Genomic DNA, 16,504 nt, shown 5'->3' on the forward strand with positions numbered 1-16,504 from the left:
AGGATGAGCATTTGGTCACTTTGTATCTTCCCAGTCGCGGCGGTCAATGGTGGAGAGCGATCGCCCTTCTTTGAGAAACTCGGTTTGGGTGGCGCTGAGGAGATGTTGCATCGTCACGGGTTCGTTGGCATCGGCGGCTAAAAAGGCGGCATTGAGGGCGATCGCTTTAATCACGCCGCCGGTAATGTCCAGTTCTGCCAACACGCCATAATCCAACGCGGCTAAAGGTGTTTGGGGCGGAAATGCCCGCTGCCAAATGCGTTGCCGTTCGGGCGTTTTGGGATAGGGGAAATTGAGCACGAAACGGAGCCGCCGGAGAAAGGCTTGGTCAAGGTTGTCTTTTAAGTTGGTGGTGAGGATGGCGAGGCCTTGGTAGGTTTCCATCCGTTGCAGGAGATAGCTCACTTCGATATTGGCGTGGCGATCGTGGCTATCTTTCACCTGAGTTCGTTTGCCAAACAGGGCATCCGCTTCGTCAAAGAGAAGAATCGCACCGCCCACTTCCGCCGCGTCGAAAATGCGTCGCAAATTCTTTTCCGTTTCGCCAATAAATTTACTCATCACCGCACTGAGATCAATGCGGAATAGATCCAAGTGCAATTCATTGGCGAGAATTTCGGCGGCGGTGGTTTTTCCCGTGCCGCTGGCTCCGGCAAAGAGCACGCTTAAACCGAGACCGCGCTGAGTTTTACCGGAAAAGCCCCACTGTTGATAGACCTTGGCTTGTTGGCGAACATGGGTGGTGATTTGGTGGAGAATGGCGGTTTCCCGTTCGGGCAAGACGAGATCATCCCAGGTGGATTGGACATTAATGCGTTGGGCGAGGGCTTCGAGTTGGGGGCGGGCTTGGCGGCGGCAGAAGTTCCAGAGGCGATCGCGCGTTTCGGGGGTGCTCGCGGGGGATTCGCTTTGAATGGTGGCGCAGGCGGTGCGAATCATGGCCGCAGAGAGGCGAAATTGTGAGGCGAGTTGGGCGAGAATGGGGCGCGATGCGTCATCCTCTGGGGGCCACGCCTGCTGCCATAGTTGCAACTGCTCGGCATACAGCAAGCCCTCCACTTCAAAGGTAATCACGGCGGGATGGGACAAGCTGAGGCGGGTTTCCGTGCTGACGAGAACGGGCACATTCACCGTTTCTAAAAATGCATCGATCAGGGGGGGGCGGGCCCGCTCTGCCGTGACTGGGACGGATTGGGCATCTACGATCAATAAACTGGGGTTGAGGGCGTACCACCGCTGCCACCGCAGGATCAGACGCTGGAGATCGGCGCGATCGCTGGGAATTGCATCACTGGGCAGGCGGTAGAGGGAGAGACCGAGGTGCTGGCCGACATGGGCAGCGATCGCGGTTTGGATTTTGGTGTATGTGCCGCAAAGTTGAATCAGGGGCGAACTATTTTCACCGTTTCCCAAAACTGCGACGATTTGATTGAGGATGTGGCGATGGGACGGTTGGAGCGGGTCGGTGGCTGGGTTAGCGAGGGGAGTGCAGACGCTAGAAAGCACGGGATCATGATAGGGCTGATCCATGAGGTAATGCAGGATCGCTTCGTCAATTTGGAGCCGTGCTCTGGGGATTTCAGGGGTATCGGCATTGTGGAGCAGTTGCCAACGGCGCAGGGGACGATGGTCTAAGATGGCATCCCAATGGGGGTCGGGGAAGCATTGGCAGGCGAGTTGAAAGGTGAGATAGGGGGTTTCGGGGTTTTGGTGCGCGATCGCCAACTGTTCCCCAATATCCGGATAGAGGGCCTGGGCGGCACAACAGAGCAAGATCACCCCTTCAAACCGCGATAATCCAAAAACTGCGCCGAGGGTTTGGAGGGTGGGCGCGGCTGCCATAGCTTGATCTAAGGTCTGGGGATCAAAGGCTTCGGGTGAGGGGGTTTCGAGGTGTTGACGCTGGGCGAGGTAGTGATTGATCAAGGTGCGCAGGAGCGCGATCGCCTGCATCAACGCCTCAATTGAGGTGAAGGATTTGGACGGCTCGGAGGGATGGGGCATCGGTATCTAGCGGCACAACCGGGAGATCTGATTGACTGACAAAACTTTGGAAATCCTTACCCCCTGGGTGTTTCAGCGATCACCCTGGCAAGCAAGCATAACCAAGGACTGGTAAGGCTTTTGCCGATCTGTACTCAACACCGAGATGGCTCAAGATCAGGGGCATCCAATTCTCTAACGCTAAACCCCTTTCCTGGTAAGGGGTTTCGGGATTCAAACATGATCTTTTGTCAGTCAATCAGCCGGGAGATACAATACGGAAGCAACAACAATCACCACACTGACCCTTGTTGCACACTGTATCATCCTTAAAAATCATTTATTTTTAAGACATACTAAGCAGAGCGATCGCCCCCTTCGTCCCCCCCTAATCCCCCGATTTTCAAGGGCTATTGAACGATAGGCGATGGGTGAATGGTTGTCTTCACGAAGCAGCAGCGGCAGAAAGACAGGCCTGCTGTAACATCGCACCCGCCAGAGCAGCCGGGAGGGGACGAGACCAAAAATAGCCTTGACCATACTCACAGTTCAGGGTTTTTAAATAGTCCAACTGTGCTACGCTTTCCACCCCTTCCGCCACAACGGTCATACCTAAGTTATGGGCCAAGGTCATGATCGTTTTGACAATTTCCGATGAGCCGCCGGGGTGGCGGATGGGTTGGATGAAGGAACGGTCAATTTTAAGGGTGTCGAGGGGAAAATGGTGCAGATAACTGAGGGACGAATAGCCCGTGCCAAAATCATCAATGCTGAGTTGAATGCCCCGTGCTTTGAGGGCTTGGAAGGTGGTTTGGGCTGTGTTGGGATCTGCCATAATCGCCCCTTCGGTAATTTCGAGCTTGAGCAGGCGGGGGTTGATTTGGGTCTGTTCGAGGAGGGTGTCGATTTGTTGGAGGAGATTGGGTTGGGTGAATTGTTTGGCGGAGAGGTTGATGTTGATGGTGATATCAAGGTCACTGCCCCAGTGGTCTTGCCAGCGGCGCAGTTGGTGACAGGCTTTGGCCATGACCCACGCACCTATGTCCAGAATCAGGCGGGTTTCCTCGGCGACGGGAATGAATTGATCGGGGGAGATCAGGCCGCGTTCGGGGTGATGCCACCGGAGGAGGGCTTCAAAGCCGATCAGTTTGCCGCTCTTGAGGCAGACGATGGGTTGATAGACAAGGGCAAATTGATTGTGTTCGATGGCGAGGCGCAGATCGGTTTCAAGTTGGAGCCGTTCTACGGCGGCGTTGTGCATGGCATGGTTAAACAGGGCGTAGTGGCCTTTGCCGTTGGCCTTGGCTTGATACATGGCGGTGTCGGCATCGCGGAGTAGTTCTTCGGGGTGGTGATAGTGGGGATGGCTGAGGGCGATGCCGATGCTGACGTTGGAGAAGATGGTGTGGTGGTCGATGGTGAAGGGTTGCAGAAAGAGGTCATGGATGCGTTGGGCGATCGCCACCACGTCGGCTTCATTGCGCACTTGGGGGATCAAAATCGTAAATTCATCGCCCCCAAGTCTCGCCAGGAGATGGGACGGTTCCAGGCAGGTTTGGAGACGGTGGGCGATCGCCACCAGAAGATGATCCCCCACGGTATGGCCGAGACTATCATTCACCATCTTGAAGCCGTCGAGATCCAGAAACAGGATCGCAAAGGGTTGAGTCGGGCTTGCCGGGTAGGTGTTGATCGAGTCCTGGAGGCGATCGCAAAAATAGGTGCGATTCGGCAGATCCGTCAAGGTGTCGTAAAACGCAAAGTGGGCCAGTTGGGTTTCCGCCTGTTTGCGATCGGTAATATCCGTCACCATCCCTAACGCCCCCAGATAATCCCCCACCTCATTCACCAGGGGACTGCTGGAAATTAACGCCCAAAAATCCGTACCATCCCGCCGCTTAAACCGAAAATCGTGGCTTTCTGCGGTGCTCTGGTGTTGGGCGGTGAACTGTTGTTGGGCAGCGGTGCGACTGTCGGCATCCATGAAGTCAAAAAACGACCGACCGAGCATTTCTGCCGGGGTATAGCCCAACATCTCGGCCATCTGGGTATTCACAAAACTCGTGATATTCAATTCATCGAGAATCCAAATCCCCTCGGCGGCGGTTTCCACAATGCGGCGATATTGTGCTTCGCTGGCCTGGAGTGCGAGTTCGGCTTGGTAGCGTTGGGTGACATCATTTTGAATTCCGACGAAGTGGGTTGCCTCGCCTTGGTCGTTAAAGACCGGTGAAATAAAGAGTTGATTCCAAAACGGGGTTCCATCCTTGCGATAGTTCCGCAGCGTCACATGGCAATCTTGCCGGTGGGAGATGGCAGTGCGGATGGTTTGCACGGCTTCGGGTTGGGTGTCGGGGCCTTGGAGGATGGCACAGTTCCGCCCCAGGATTTCCGTCGTCTGGTAGCCGGTCATCCGCTCAAAGGCGGGGTTGACGTAGATGACTGGGTTGCCGGGTTGGGTGGCGTTGGTGAGGATCACCCCGTTATGGCTGGCAGAGATGGCGCGATCCATTAACCGGAGGCGTTCGTCGGCCTGTTGACGGGCGATCGCGGTTGATAGGACATGGGCGATCGCCTGCAAAAAATGTGTATCGTGCTCCGTAAACGAACGGGGTTGATCCGTATGCACCCCAAACACCCCAAACGCCTGTTGGGCCTTGGGCCCCGCAATCACCACATTCACCCCCGCCTGAATCTGATGCTCTTGCAACAGGGGCGTGATGTCAAAGCGCGTTTCCGTCTGCATGGCTGTGATGATCACCGGCTGATCCACCGCTAGGGTGTAGCCAGCGTAGGAGTGCCGTCCGCCGCTCATCACAGTTTGACCAGCTTCGCGCTGCCAGCCCCGCCCCGCCCGAAGTAAAAAGGCCTGCTGACTCTCCACCTGTTCTAAGATATAGCCAAATTTCACCCCTAGGGTTTGGGTGGCGAGGTGAACCGCTTGATCCATGAGGTGGTCAAGATCCTCCGCTGCGATCGCCCCTTGCCCCAGCTTGGCCACGATCGCCTGTTGCCGCAACCGGGCATGGAGTTGGTAATAGGTTTGGTCGCGATCGCGCAACGAAGCCGTATAGGCCGTCACATCTCGCACCACCACCACCACTTCCCGTTCATTCACCGCACTAAAGCGGGCTTCATAATCGCGCAGTTGTCCCGCCTGGGGAGCTTGATAGGTGAGGTGTTGCACCGTTTGCGTGCTCAGAGCCAGGGTGAGGAGTAGGCTCACCTCCGCCGCCGGTAAAACCTGCTGAATCAACTGTCCCACCCATGAATCGAGCGATCGGGTGATCTGATCCTGAGCCGGATAGGCGGCCACAATCGTGCCGTTCTCCTGACAGCGCAGAATTAAATCCGGCAACGCCTTTAACAGCAACGTTTCCATCGTCGGGGGGGGCGGCGTGACATCCTCCACCCGCAACCACAGTTGCTTTGGGGTAGCGGTGCGCACCGGATGCCACTGGAGCCAAAAGTGATGACCTTCGGCGTGGGTATGGCGGGTTTTAAAGGGGGCGATCGCGTCACCCCGTTGCAACCCTTGGAGAGTTTTGAGAATGATCGGCTGCGTTTCGGGGTCGCTCAGGGTGAGGAGCGATCGTTGTCCTAAGGTGCTCAAGGGATGGCCAAACTGACGCGCCCAAGCCTCATTTAAATAATCAAAATCGCCTCTTTTGGTGACACTAGCCCACAGATCCTGAGACTGATTAAACAGAGTCAACAGGTCTGGCCAGACCATTCGCTCCGATACTGCGGCCAATTCTGGGACAGTGTGACTGCGTGATCTTACCCAGAATAAGAGACCCAAAATCAGAAAAAAACTACCGGGGATCATGGTAAACACGACAAGGTATTCGTCAATCAGATTCAGGTTGGGGATTAATAATCCTACAAATACTGTCACACCAATGAGTACAGTCCAACCTCGCAGCGCAGCAACGACTATATCAGTTGATTTTGTAACGGGTGGACAAGAATGAATCATGCTGGGGACGTTTTTTGAATAACGCTTTCAATACATTCTAGGGGAAATATTAAGTCACAGAAGCTGTATTGTATAGTTATTTTGCATAATATTTAGTTTTGTAAGGTCATGGACTGTGTATTAATTTCTGACCCGCAAAATCCGCCACAAAATTCCTCGGAGTCCGAGGCGAATTCTGTCCTGGAATCTCTACGATTCCCTGTCGAAACCGGGTGTCAGACCCAAGATAACAATCATTAATCTGATGGAATGGGGATTTAATCTCATAAAAAAGAGAGCTTAAAAACTAAGAAAATCTAAACAAACCTGAGTACAGGACAAAAAATCAGGCTTTGGCTGAAACCCTGATGATTTCGTAGTTGGGTGGAACAATAGCAAAACTCAACACGCTCCCTAAAAATCCATAGTCTGTTGTAGTGCGGGCATCTTGCCCGCTGGGATCAGACAAAATAGGGAGCAGGATGCTCCCACCCCATCAAAATCAAGATGCCGCCGTACATTTCAACTTTTGTCCTGTACTCAGAAACAAACAGCAAAGCTGCGCTGTTCCTGCCCCCTGAATGGTGCTTTTTTCGACACACCACAGGAATCTGAGCGACAGTGATGACTCAGGTTTGATGAACAAGCGTAACGGCCAATCCCGGCGCGGCGGTCAACAAACGGGGCTGAAATCAGGAAAAATCGCTGATGCGGTGCTCTGGTGGAGAATGGGCGGCGAGAAACCCAGGGGAAATTGTTTAAAATGGCCGGCAAAACAATCCCCGTGGAGCCGCTTGGCTGCGGGCCACATACCGTTCTGAGTTCTGACGAATCCCCACTATGCTAACGACCCAAGCCACGCTACCCCTGATCGAGGCCCAACACCAGTTTTTTCAAACCGGAGCCACCCTCCCCTATGAATTCCGGGCGCGGCAATTAACCGCCCTCCTGGACGCAATTCAGAGCCGGGAGGCGGAGATTTGCGCGGCGTTGCATCAGGATTTGCATAAACCGGCCTTTGAGGCGACGGTGACCGAAGTGACCTATGGCATCGAAGAGATTCGCTACACGCTGAAGCATTTGAAGCGTTGGATGCGATCGCAGCGGGTCAAGACAGGCTTGGTCTTGTTTCCGGCGCGGGGGGAGATTCGCCCGGAACCTTTGGGGACGGTGTTGATTATTGGCCCGTGGAATTATCCGTTTCAGTTGGCGATCGCGCCTCTGATCGGTGCGATCGCCGCCGGGAACACCGCTATCCTCAAACCCTCCGAACTGGCCCCCCACACCTCCCGCCTGATCGCAGACCTGATCGCCGCCACCTTCCCCCCCCACTACATCACCGCCGTCGAAGGGGATAAAGACATCACCCAAGATTTACTCCAACACAAATTCGACCATATTTTCTTCACCGGCGGCACGAAAATCGGTCAGATCATCATGACGGCAGCGGCGCAACACCTCACCCCCGTCACCCTAGAACTCGGCGGCAAAAGCCCCTGCATTGTCACGGCGGATACGCCCTTGGCGGTGGCGGCGCGGCGGATTGCCTGGGGGAAATTCATCAATGGCGGTCAAATTTGTGTTGCGCCGGATTATCTGCTGGTGCCGACGGCGATCAAGGCGGAATTAATCGCTGCACTGAAACGGGCGATCGTCACCGCCTACGGTGAAGATCCGGCCCAGAGTCCGGACTATTGCCGAATGATTAGCGATCGCCACTGGCAGCGGTTGGTGGACTTGATCAACCCGGCTCAGGTGGTCCACGGAGGCGAATCCGATCGCGACACCCGCTATATTGCCCCGACGATTTTAGACGGGGTGACCTGGGATGATCCGATCATGGCGGATGAAATTTTCGGCCCGATTTTGCCGATCTTGACCTACGACAGTTTGGACGATGCGATCGCTCAGATCAACGCCCACCCGAAACCCCTCGCCCTTTATCTATTCAGCAGCGATCGCGCCACCCAAGACCAGGTTTTAACCCACACCTCCTCCGGCGGCGTTTGTCTCAACGACACGATCATGCACATCGGCTCGCCAGAATTACCCTTCGGCGGCGTGGGCGACAGCGGCATCGGAGCCTATCACGGCAAATATTCCTTTGACACCTTTTCCCATCACAAAAGCGTCCTCAACCGAGGCACTTGGCTTGATCCTGCCCTCCGCTATCCCCCCTACGCCGGAAAATTGGCCTGGTTCCAACGGCTAATGAAATCCTGATGGCCCGATGCTAACCCCACCACCAGAGGATCAGCCTTGTTGTGATGGCGATCGCGGCCCAATCATGCCATAACTGTTCTTCGATAATATTGGTGGTATGAGTTCATGGGTTGAGTGGTTATGGTGTGGCAATCAGCGCGAACGGGTTTGGGTGGGTTGATGGTGTTGGGGTTGGTGGGGTGCGCGACGTTGCCGGACTGGATACCGGAAAGACGAAAACCCCTGGAGCGGGATGTTTTGGTGGCGCAAATTAAGCCGAGTGTGGTGCGGATTACCTATGGGGATCAACGGGGGCAGGGGACGGGGTTTATTATTGCGGGGGAGGCGGGGCTGTGTACGGTGGCGACGGCGGGCCATGTGGTGAAGCCGAGTGAGTTGATTTCGGTGTGGACGCATGATGTGGATACGGTGAATCCGGGGGGTTTTCCAGCGCGGGCGGTGCAGTCTTCGGGGAATGGGATGGATTTGGCGATTATTACGTTTGATGCGCCGGGGGAGGGGTGTCCTTATCCGGCGTTGACGTTGGGGGATTCGGGGACGATCCAGACTCTTGATGAGGTTTATGTGTTTGGTTTCCCGGAGGGGGGGGAGCGGGCGTTATATCAGCAGCAGGTGGCGACGGGGGAAATTTCGGCGGTGGATGGGGGCAATGCGGAGGGCTATGACATTACCTATGGGAGTCAGACGGCGGCGGGGATGAGCGGGGGGCCGTTGGTGAATGTGTGGGGTGAGGTGGTGGCGGTGCATGGTCGGGAGGAGGCGGGGTTCCGGTTGGCGGTTCCGATTGCGAAGTTGCAGGGGGAGTTGGCGGCGATGTTGGCGCAGTTGCCGGTGGTGGCGGAGGGGACGGCAAAGGCGTTTTATGAACAAGGGATAGAACGATTTAATGATGGAGGATATCTGGAAGCCTTAGAATTCTTTGCAAAGGCGATAGAAACAGAACCTAATTATTTAGAAGCTTGGTATAGTTCTGGATTGGCTTTATTTCAACTAAAAAAATATGATGAAGCCAATACTGCTTATACAGAAGCCCTGAAAATCAGTAATACCAATCCAGCAATATGGGATAGTCGCGGAGCAGCTCTTCTTAAACTCAGAGAATATCAAGAAGCTTTGAATGCATACAATACTGCTATTACCATTGATTCTAAATATGCTAATTCTTGGTATGAACGTGGTAGAATCTTAAGGAGATTGGGAGATTATAGTGAAGCAATTAATTCTCAAGAAAGTACTATCAATATCAACCCTGATAACCATAATGCTTGGTATGAGAAAGGCTTAAATTTTGAGAGCTTAGGTGATTATGAAGAAGCTTTAAAAGCTTATGAGAATGCTATTGCAATTAATCCTAATCACTCTGAATCTTGGCTGTCAAAAGGCTTTACATTAAGTAAACTTGAGCAAAACAACAATGAAGTCATATATGCATACCAAAAAGCTCTACAGATAAATCCCAAAATCTCGACAGTTTTACAGTATCGTCTAATAGACTTAGAAGATACGTTAATGAAAGTGCATCTACTTGTTAGTGATTTAGAGAGCCGCCAAGATAGAAACTACAGTGATAGTGAAATCCGCGAAATAGAGTCCCTTTATGCTAGCACAGAAAAATCGTTTTTGCTACTATTAGAGAACCTCGAAGTTCTGAATAATCAATCAGAAAATATGCTAACCCTGATGTCAGATTCTGATGTTGTGAATTTTCGTAGCGATCTGGAAGTAACTAATCGTCTTTTACAAGAATTTGAAGTTGAATTCTACATACTTTCATCAAGAAAAGATGATTTGCGCACTAACTAACCTTCATTCTTCAATATATTTATATCCGATCTCAATATTAGTGAGAAAAAAAGTAGAGTGGGTATTGCCCACCACCAATAACCCTCATTTATTGACAAAAACTTTAACCCCCCTTAGCCAATCTTGCTAACCATCCTCCAAAAACTCAACCCATCCCCCTAACCTTGTCTAACCGTACAATCAACCCACACCCTCTCAACACCCATGCAAATCACCCTCAACGAACAACAAACACAATTCATCACCACCCAACTCGCCAGCGGCAACTTCACCCACCCCCAAGAAGCCATCACCACCGCCCTTAAACTCCTCGAAAAACTCCAATCCGAATATCCAGACCGGCTCACCGAAATCCTTACCCAACTAGAAAAGTAGGGTGGGCAATGCCCACCATCAATAACCCTAATCATTGATAGCAACCCTAACCCCCATTAGCCCATCCTCCTAACCATCCTCCACAAACTCAACCCATCCCCCTAACCCCATGGACTACCAAAACATCATCACCATCGAACCCGACAAACGCAGCGGTAAACCCTGCATTCGAGGCATGCGCATCACCGTTTACGACATCCTCGAATACTTCGCAGGCGGCATGACCGAAGCCGAAATCCTCGCAGACTTCTCCGAATTAACCCCCGAAGACATTAAAGCCTGCTTCACCTTCGCCGCAGAACGTGAGAAAAAACTCTTTGTCCGTGCATCATGAAACTTCTACTCGATGAAAACTTATCTGATCGCATTATTGCCCAAATCAGCGATCTTTACCCTGAGTCTGCCCATGTGAAAACCTTAGGACTCACAAATACAGAAGATTCAACCATCTGGGACTATGCCAAAACTAATGGTTTTACAATTGTTTCCAAAGATGCTGACTTTCATCAGCGTAGTTTAGTGTATGGCCATCCACCCAAATTCATCTATCTTCGGATTGGCAACAGCCCAACTCGAATAATCATTACGCTTTTACGAGATCAGTTCGAGATTATTCAAGAATTTTTAAACCGCCAAGCAGAAAGTATTCTAATACTCTCGTAGCCCCCACCCAATACCCCGCATTGATCGCCAAACCTTGCAAAATATCCTCCAAGCCTACGGCAACACCCTAAACCCATGGACGACCAAACCATAATCACCCTTGAATTTGACTTTATGGCCCACCGCGAATAGTGCAACATCCAAACCCACCAAGCCCTTCACAGCAAACCCTACAGCGATTCACTCAACTACTATCGTGAGCACCTTGCCCAGAGCCGACTCGCTCAACTGTGGCAAATCCTCAACGACACCCCCTAACTAATCCTCCGCCAATAGACCCGCCAACGGAATCTGTGCTGGTTGCTCCACCGTAATCTCTGCCGAAGTCTGATAACTGGCCGGATTCCCCGGCATCAACGCCCCCGCCACCCGCTGCAACGCCACCAACGCCTCCGTCTCATCCCCCGGCACAAGCGTCACCACAGGCGGACAATTTTGTGTCGCCTTAGTTCGCGCACAAATCACCCACTGATTCGGCGTTTTCTCATCCGGACGATACTCAAACGAAATTAACCCCGCCTCCTTGTAAAGATTCATCCGATCCGCAATCTCAATACAACGAACATCCGTATTCCAACCATCCCCCATCTCATGCACCATGTACAGCCACTCCTTCGGCTGCTTGTCAGGATTCTTCTGATACAACACCGTCCAAACCTGCCGAGCCATCGCCGGATCAGGATCAGGCCGCAACGCGCAAATGAACTGACTCTGAGGCGTAACCTGTAACGGCACTCGCCCCGAATACACCGTCCAACCCAACGTAATCACCCCCAACACCAAGCCACCAATCCCAATCCAAGCCGCATTATGTTCGTGAGTCGCCATGATTTTTAGAAAAATATTGATGGGTTAGAACTACAATCTCAACCTATTTTATTCCATAGGATAGGTTGGCTATGTTGAGGGTGTGAGGTTGCTGATGAGCGGTTGGGTTGTGGCTTTGTTGCACTTTGGGTGATGTTCGCAGCAAAGGCAACAGGATCGTAGGATTCTCCCTGTCTGTTTTCGTTCCATTGCTGCCATGCCCGATAATGGAACGTTGACCGCTGTTATTTCGCCAACATTTGGGATTATGACCCTTTACCTGCGCTCTGCTACGCCTGCCGATGTGCCGACCATTTTTCAACTGATCCGAGCCTTGGCCGACTATGAAAAACTGAGCCACGCCGTCACGGGGACGGCGGCGGATTTAGAGACCCATCTGTTTGGGCCCCATCCCTGTGCAGAGGTGGTCTTGGCGGAATGGGAGGGGATTGTGGCGGGGTTTGCTCTGTTTTTTCGGAACTATTCCACGTTTTTAACGCGACCGGGGTTGTATTTAGAGGATCTATTTGTCTTGCCGGACTATCGGGGGCGGGGTGTGGGGAAAGCGTTGCTGAAACATTTGGGGCAAGTCGCGGTAGAACGGGGCTACGGTCGGGTGGAGTGGTCGGTGTTGGATTGGAATCAGCCTGCGATCGCCTTCTACGAACGCATGGGTGCAACGGTGTTACCCGATTGGCGGATCTGTCGGGTCACGGGGGAAGCCTTGCAGACCCTCGCCCAGGCTGATTAGAGCGTTGCGATGACCTCTGTGCCGCGCCATTGCGTTAATCCCCACTGTCCTGCCCCGTTTCCCCAACCGAGTCAGCATCGGTTTTGTCAGCGGTGCGGCACGAGTTTGGAGTTGCGCGATCGCTTCATTCCCCATCAACGCTTAGGGGCGGGTGGTTTCGCCACGATCTACACCGTTTGGGATACCCAACGCCAGATCGAACAAGTCCTGAAAGTTCTCACCAACCCCGCCCCCAAAGCCCTCGACCTCTTCACCCAAGAAGCGATCGTGCTGCGCAGCCTCTCCCATCGCGGCATTCCCCGTGTCGATGCCGACGGCTTCTTTGAAATTCCCACCCCCGACCTCACCCTCTACGGTTTGGTGATGGAAAAAATCAACGGCCAAACCCTCGAAGCCCTCCTCCTTGACCAATACCCCGAAGGCTGCCCCGAACCCCTCGTCCTCGATTGGTGTCGCCAAGCCGTCCGCATCCTGCGCCTCCTCCACCACCGCCACATCATTCACCGCGACCTCAAACCCTCTAACCTGATGATCCGCGCTGAGACGGGGCAACTGGTGATCATTGACTTCGGCGGCGCAAAACAGGTGGGGGTGGCCACGGCTTCGACGCGCCTCTTTTCGGCGGGCTACAGTCCCCCAGAACAGGTGGTAGGGGCAGCGGTCGATCCCCGTGCTGATATCTATGCCTTGGGGCGCACCCTGCTCCATCTCCTCACGGGTCAACCCCCCGAAGCCTGGCCCGAAACCCCCCAAGGGACGCTTCAATGGTCGCCCCGCTGGCCCATTTCTCCCCCCGTGGCGCAGTTGCTCACCCGCATGATCGCCCCCAATCCTGCCGATCGCCCTCCGTCCCTCGCCCAGGTACAACGGCAGTTAAAGCGCCTCCATCCGTCCCCCTGGCGGCAGCAATGGCGGGCACAGTGGCAACGATGGCGGCGGGATTGGCGACGGTTTCAGATCCGGGTGCTGGAGCCGGTGGGGGCAGCGTTGCGCCAGAGTATCGAGCAGTGGATCGGGGCGATGCTGGGGGCGATCGCAGGCTCCCAGGTGGGCTATTGGGGGGGACGGATCGAGGCGATCGGGCCACGGGCGGCGGCGGCGTTGACCCAGTGGCTCCAGGTACAATTACCGGGGGTGATGGTGGAGGTGGATGGGACAATGTGGGTGTTTGCCTTGGCGGGGTGGGGGACGGGGTTTGGGTTGGCTTGGGCGAGGGCGGGTCGCTATGGGCCGGGTTGGGTGGGGCTGCTGGGCCTGTTGAGCTATGGGCTGGGGTGGTTGTTTTGGTTGGGGATGCCTTTTGGGGTGTGGTGGCGGTTGGGGGTGTTGGTGGTGGTGGCGGTGGGGCTGTTGGTGTTGAGTTTGGGGATACCGCGCGGGGCGATCGCAGCGGCGGGGCTGGCGGTGGGTTTCGTGGTGGCGGGGGTTGGGGCTGTGTCGTGGGGATTTGGGATGACGGCGGCGGATTGGTCGGTGATTTTGAGTTTTGAGGATGCGATCGCTGCCTACGGCTTTTGTGCCCTGGTGGCGGGGTTGTTGAGTCTGGGGGTGAGCGGGGCGGTCTATGCGATCGCGCCCTTGGGCCAATGGTGGATGCGATCGCATCACCGCCAAAACTCCCCCTGATCCCAAAGGTGGTTTTGGAATCAGTGAGCCAGAGGCTCACACGACCCTTGCGAGATTAAGCTTCTGTAGTGCGAGCTTCTAGCTCGCTCTGGATTGCCAGTTTGTGAGGGAAAGCAGCAGTGCGAGCTTCTAGCTCGCTCTGGATTGCCAGTTTGTGAGGGAAAGCAGCGGGCAAGATGCCCGCACTACAGTCGGAACCTCAAGGAGTGCGAGCGTCTAGTTCGCTACTTGCTTCACCCTTTAGGACGGACTACATCCCCATAATTTCGTAGCCCGAATCCACATAGAGAATCTGACCCGTCACCCCACTGGCTAAATCGCTACAGAGAAACGTGGCCGCGTTGCCCACTTCTGTCTGAGTCACCGTGCGGCGCAGAGGGGCGGTGGCTTCCACATGGTGGATCATGTCGAGAATGCCCCCCACAGCGGAAGAGGCTAAGGTGCGAATCGGCCCGGCTGAAATACCATTCACCCGAATATTTTTGGGGCCTAATTCCGCTGCCAAATACCGTACCGACATTTCTAACGCCGCTTTCGCCACGCCCATCACGTTGTAGTTAGGAATCACCTTCACACCGCCGAGGTAGGTGAGGGTGACGATCGCACCCCCGTCATTCATGAGCGGTCGTGCAGCTTGGGCGAGGACGGGTAAGGAATAGCTGCTAATTTCCAAGGCCGTTTTAAAGCCATCGCGGGAGGTGTTGATAAATTCCCCGGTTAAATCCTCACGCTGGGCAAAGGCGAGGCAGTGGATCAGGATGTCAAAATTACCCCAGGTTTCTTTCACCGTTGCAAAGGCCGTCGCCACCTGTTCGTCATTTTGGACATTGCAGGGCACAAACACCGACGGATTCAACGGTTCAACGAGGGTGCGCACTTTTTTTTCAAACTTGCCCGCCTCATCGGGAAGGTAAGCAACGCCAATTTCAGCCCCGGCGGCGTGGAGTTGTTGGGCAATCCCCCAGGCGATGGAGCGATTGTTGGCGATGCCTGTTACTAAGGCTTTTTTTCCTGTTAAATCCAATAACATAGTTGCGTTTAAATCCTTAAAGTCTAATGATGTAGCCGTACAGATCAGCCCAGTATTCTAGGGTATCAGGCTTGGGTGACGCGATCGCAGACGCTAAAATCAGGGGCGACACCCTTGGAAAAGTCCCGATGCTAGAACTGTTGGCCCTGAGCGTTTTTTTAAATCCCGAAGCCCCGCCCTACCAAGTCAATCCTGGCCAGGGTTACGATGGCGTGGTCTTGCTCAACATTGACGGCGACCGCACCGTCTGCACCGGCGCACTTCTCACCAGCGGTCGCCACATCCTCACCGCTGCCTCCTGCTTTGAAACCCAAGCCCCCGGCACACCCTCCACCACTGCCGACAGCGATCGCGTCACCGTCACCTTCCATCTTCCCGCCATCGCCCCTGATCCTGCCGACCCTAATCCTGCCGACCCCGATCCTGCCGACCCCGATCCTGCCGACCCCGATACCATCGTCACCTCCCGCCAGGCCGCCGCCGTCCACATTCACCCCCGCTGGGACAACAGCCCCCAACGCAACCATAACCTCGCGATCATCGAACTCAGCAACCCCGCCCCCGCCCAAGCCGACCGCTACGCCATCTACCGCAGTTCCGTCCCTGGCATTGACGAAATCAATCGCACCTTTACCCGCATCGGTTACGGCATCGCGGGCAATGGGGTACAGGGGGAGGTGAGCGGCTCGATCATCCAGCGCAAGTTGATGGGCGGCAACCGTTACGATGCCTTTGGGGACTTGCTCAATACGCCCCCCAAGGGTGCAGAGGCGAACCCGTCTACGGTGAATGCGATCGCCCCCAATACCCAACTGCTCTACGATTTTGATGGCTTCAGCCGTTCGCGGGATGCCCTCGGTCGAGAATACCAACTCTATGATCTAGGGGTGTTGCGGCGCGATACCGCCTTCTCCGAACTAGACGATCGCCTCCTCGAAGTTCGCCCCCCCTTACCCGTTGGCCTAGAACTAGACGACTCGGACTCATCAGAACCGGACCCCAACACCCCCAACCTCCCCCCCGCCCAACTCGCCCAACTGCAAAACCCCTCCCTTCCCATCGGCCTCCCCTGGGAATCCGGCACCACCCAAGGCGACGAGGGCAGCCCCGCCTTTATTGATGGCAAAATCGCCGGGATTGCCTCCCAACGACTCCGCCCCCAAACCGAGGGCATTGACATCACCGACGAACTCGACGGCAGCGTCGGTGAATATTTTCTTGATACGCGAGTTTCCGCCTATGCCGATTTTGTTGATGAGATTTTAGGGAAATCGCCGTAATTCCT

At 54.5% G+C, this 16,504-nt stretch carries 12 protein-coding genes; 8 read left to right on the forward strand and 4 right to left on the reverse strand.

Annotation, left to right across the window (positions count from 1 at the left end; translation table 11 throughout):
* Positions 1-15: 15 nt before the first annotated feature.
* Together SPI6313_RS11320 and SPI6313_RS11325 are read right to left on the reverse strand one after the other, a co-directional pair.
* Complete coding sequence (locus SPI6313_RS11320; protein WP_072621092.1) at positions 16-2,004, reverse strand: ATP-binding protein; 1,989 nt, start codon at positions 2,002-2,004, stop codon at positions 16-18.
* A gap of 424 nt (positions 2,005-2,428) precedes the next feature.
* On the reverse strand, positions 2,429-5,716 hold the full coding sequence (locus SPI6313_RS11325; RefSeq protein WP_072621093.1) for an EAL domain-containing protein: 3,288 nt from the start codon (positions 5,714-5,716) through the stop codon (positions 2,429-2,431).
* Between the two features lie 1,065 nt (positions 5,717-6,781).
* On the opposite strand from SPI6313_RS11325, the gene SPI6313_RS11330 reads away from it, so the two are divergent.
* The 5 genes from SPI6313_RS11330 to SPI6313_RS11350 all read left to right on the forward strand — a co-directional run bounded on the left by SPI6313_RS11330 (position 6,782) and on the right by SPI6313_RS11350 (position 11,005).
* On the forward strand, positions 6,782-8,164 hold the full coding sequence (locus SPI6313_RS11330) for an aldehyde dehydrogenase (protein WP_072621094.1): 1,383 nt from the start codon (positions 6,782-6,784) through the stop codon (positions 8,162-8,164).
* A 120-nt stretch (positions 8,165-8,284) separates the two neighbouring features.
* Positions 8,285-9,967 (forward strand): tetratricopeptide repeat-containing S1 family peptidase, encoded by a 1,683-nt coding sequence (locus SPI6313_RS24770; RefSeq protein WP_072621095.1) that lies wholly within the window; start codon positions 8,285-8,287, stop codon positions 9,965-9,967.
* A gap of 204 nt (positions 9,968-10,171) precedes the next feature.
* Positions 10,172-10,342, forward strand: coding sequence for a ribbon-helix-helix domain-containing protein (locus SPI6313_RS11340; protein ID WP_072621096.1), 171 nt, complete (start codon positions 10,172-10,174; stop codon positions 10,340-10,342).
* 109 nt (positions 10,343-10,451) lie between these two features.
* Complete coding sequence (locus SPI6313_RS11345; RefSeq protein WP_072621097.1) at positions 10,452-10,676, forward strand: DUF433 domain-containing protein; 225 nt, start codon at positions 10,452-10,454, stop codon at positions 10,674-10,676.
* Positions 10,673-11,005, forward strand: coding sequence for a DUF5615 family PIN-like protein (locus SPI6313_RS11350; RefSeq protein ID WP_072621098.1), 333 nt, complete (start codon positions 10,673-10,675; stop codon positions 11,003-11,005). Before SPI6313_RS11345 ends, SPI6313_RS11350 begins: the two co-directional genes overlap by 4 nt.
* Before the next feature lie 258 nt (positions 11,006-11,263).
* Here SPI6313_RS11350 and SPI6313_RS11355 read toward each other — a convergent pair whose 3' ends face one another.
* Complete coding sequence (locus SPI6313_RS11355; protein ID WP_072621099.1) at positions 11,264-11,833, reverse strand: COP23 domain-containing protein; 570 nt, start codon at positions 11,831-11,833, stop codon at positions 11,264-11,266.
* Between the two features lie 247 nt (positions 11,834-12,080).
* Between SPI6313_RS11355 and SPI6313_RS11360 the strand changes: the two genes are divergently transcribed.
* Positions 12,081-12,563, forward strand: a complete 483-nt coding sequence (locus SPI6313_RS11360; protein WP_072623104.1) for a GNAT family N-acetyltransferase — start codon at positions 12,081-12,083, stop codon at positions 12,561-12,563.
* A gap of 9 nt (positions 12,564-12,572) precedes the next feature.
* Entirely contained in the window at positions 12,573-14,189 is a 1,617-nt protein-coding gene (locus tag SPI6313_RS11365; RefSeq protein ID WP_072621100.1) for a serine/threonine protein kinase, read from the forward strand.
* Between the two features lie 250 nt (positions 14,190-14,439).
* On the opposite strand, the gene fabI is transcribed toward SPI6313_RS11365, so the two are convergent.
* On the reverse strand, positions 14,440-15,219 hold the full coding sequence (gene fabI, locus SPI6313_RS11370; RefSeq protein ID WP_072621101.1) for an enoyl-ACP reductase FabI: 780 nt from the start codon (positions 15,217-15,219) through the stop codon (positions 14,440-14,442).
* A 128-nt stretch (positions 15,220-15,347) separates the two neighbouring features.
* Here fabI and SPI6313_RS11375 point away from each other — a divergent pair, with 128 nt between their 5' ends.
* Complete coding sequence (locus SPI6313_RS11375) at positions 15,348-16,499, forward strand: S1 family serine peptidase (protein WP_072621102.1); 1,152 nt, start codon at positions 15,348-15,350, stop codon at positions 16,497-16,499.
* Positions 16,500-16,504 lie beyond the last annotated feature (5 nt).

This window comes from Spirulina major PCC 6313 (assembly GCF_001890765.1).
Taxonomy (GTDB): Bacteria; Cyanobacteriota; Cyanobacteriia; order Cyanobacteriales; family Spirulinaceae; genus Spirulina; species Spirulina major.